The following is a 2471-nucleotide window of genomic DNA, read 5'->3' as shown; positions in this document are numbered from 1 at the left end:
GAACGCGGCCTCGCCGCGCAGGGCGGCGGCCTCGGCCTCGCGGGTGGCGGCGACGGCCTCGGTATCGACCACGAAGGGCGTTGTGGCCGGATCGATCCCCGCCGCCTCGAAGATCGGGGCGGTGCGCATCAGGTTGTGGGTGCGGGAGATCCAGACCGCGTCGTAGAAGCCGGGGCGCTCGGCGAGCAGGGCCGGCAGGGTCATGATCGAGCGGTCGTGCAGCACCTCGGCGGTTTCGGGCAGGTCGCCGAACTGGCTCATCAGGTCGTGCCGCGCGCCGTTCACCGGCAGGACCGAGACCTGCCAGCCGGCATCGGCGATGGCGTGCACCACGTCGTTGGCGCGGACGAAGCCGGAGCCGAGGCGGCGGAGCGGCACGGTATCCTCGAGGAACAGCAGCCGCCGTCCGGCGCCGTTGCGCGCGCGGGCGCGGATTTCGCCGCCCGGCGCCGGCGCCTGCTGGAAGTGCAGGAACGCCTTGTGCTTGCGGACGAAGACGCGGCGGTTGCGGCGCATCTGCTGCATCGCCGCCTCGGCGTTGCTCGAACTGCCGTATTCGAGGTGGTGGATGGTGACGTCCGGGTCGTAGACGACGCGGAAGCCGGCCTCGATCATCCGCACGCAGAGATCGACCTCCTCGTAATAGGCGGGGCGGAAGGCCTCGTCGAAGCCGCCGAGGCGGCGCACGAGATCGGTGCGGCAGAGCAGGAAGACGCCGGAGCAGAAATCGACGTCGCGGACGAAATTGGCCTCGGGGGCCAGCGGCGAGGCGTCGCGCAGGTAGCCCTGGGTCGAGCCGTCGGCCCAGACGATCGAGCCGGCTTCCTGCAGGCGGCCATGGGTGCGGATGACCTTGCCGCCGACGGCGCCGATATCGGGTGCCGAGGCGAGGCGGCGCAGGGCGGCGGCGATGGCGCCGAAGCCGAGTTCGACATCGTTGTTGAGGTAAAGCACCGCCGGGGCGCGGACCTCGCGCAGGCCGCGATTGCAGGCGAGCAGGAAGCCGGGATTGCCGGGCTCGCGGAGGATGGTCGCGCCGCGGACATAGGTCTCGATCCGGGCGGTGGCGTCGGTCGAGCCGTTGTCGATCAGGATGAGGTCGAGATCGCCGGGGAAGTTGGCGCGCAGGGAGGCGAGCGCCTGCATGGTCAGCTCGAATTTCTCGTGCAGCACCATGATGACCGAGAGCGTGGGCGGGGCGGACGGGGCGAAGTCGACCCGCAGGCGGGCGAACAGGGCGGACTGGTTGCGCGCGCGCAGTTCGAAGAGCTGGCGGGCGGCGCGTTCGGGCAGGTCCGGCACGCGCTCGGGCGGGCAGTGGTCGAGCCCCTCGCGCAGGCCGATCGTGCGCAGATGGGCGAAGGCGTCGCGCACCGCGCCGGCGGCGAGATCGTTGCGGACGCGGGGGTTGGTGTCGCGGTAGTAGATCAGGTCGATATCGGCGCGGGGGCGGCGTAGTTCGAGCGTGCCGTAGCGGACGAAGTGATGGTAGCCGCTGCGGAACACTCCGGCCTCGACGGCGGCGGCGATGTCGTCATAGGTGTCGAGATGGTAGCGCTCGGAGAATTCCGGCACCGGGTCGAAGCCGGCGGCCTCGCCGCGCGTGACGTAGTGGTGCAGCGCGTTGCGGGCGCGGCCCTCGGCGATGTCGTCGCGCGCGGATTCGTGCATCGCGGCGTACCAGGCGGGGTCGAAATAGGGCGAGGTGGCGCGTTCGGGCGTGTCGTCCCAGAGCGCGTAGAGATAGTGGACGAAGGGGCCCATGGACTCGAGCCGCGCCGCGCCCTCTCCCGCCGCCTCGACCTCGCGGCGGTAGAACGCGCTGTCGAACAGGAAATGGCAGATCCGCTGCTCGCGCTGGCCGGATTTCAGCCAGTGGTCGTAGCGGCCGAAGCAGCGGTGGCGGTCGAGATTCTCGAGCGACATGTCGGCGTGCAGGTCGCCGTAGAGCGTGTCGTCGAACAGCCAGTGCGGCGAGAGGCCGCGATGGCCGTACTGGCAGAAATGATCGAAGCCCGAGGCGTAGCCGCCCTCGGCGACCAGCGCCGCGATGTCGGGGTTGCTGGTGCGGTAGAAGCCTTCGTCGAAGAGCGGGCTCGGGCTGTGCCCCAGCCGGCCGCCAACGGCGAGGTAGTATTCGAGCAGGGCGGCCTCGTCGCGCCCGGCGGCGATGTCCGGATGGCGGAGGGCGTACCAGACCGGATCGAAGAGCGCCCAGGCGGGTCGTTGCTCGGCGGGGAGGCGCAATAGGAGATGGGCGGGCTGGGGCACCTGAAATGGTCTCGCGGCTGAAATGACGGATCGAAAATGGACGGCGAATGCAGGGCGACAGAACTGCAAAAACCGGTCGAGCGCAAGAACGGCTGAGAAACGGTTAGCGGATCAGCGGGTCGTGGCCGGAATCGGCGAGCGCGGCCCAGGCCGTGGGGGCGAGGGCGGGGACGGGATAATACAGGAACGGCTTCGCGCCG

Annotated in this window: 1 protein-coding gene; it reads right to left on the bottom strand. The window is 70.2% G+C overall.

Annotated elements, in window-relative coordinates; genetic code table 11:
• A partial coding sequence (locus tag APM_RS01645; protein WP_039887511.1) for a glycosyltransferase family 2 protein occupies positions 1-2271 on the bottom strand: 2271 nt, incomplete at its 3' end.
• Positions 2272-2471: the final 200 nt, after the last annotated feature.

Origin of the sequence: Acidiphilium sp. PM (assembly GCF_000219295.1) — a bacterium.
GTDB lineage: Bacteria > Pseudomonadota > Alphaproteobacteria > Acetobacterales > Acetobacteraceae > Acidiphilium > Acidiphilium multivorum.
This window is presented reverse-complemented; position numbering and strand designations above follow the sequence as displayed.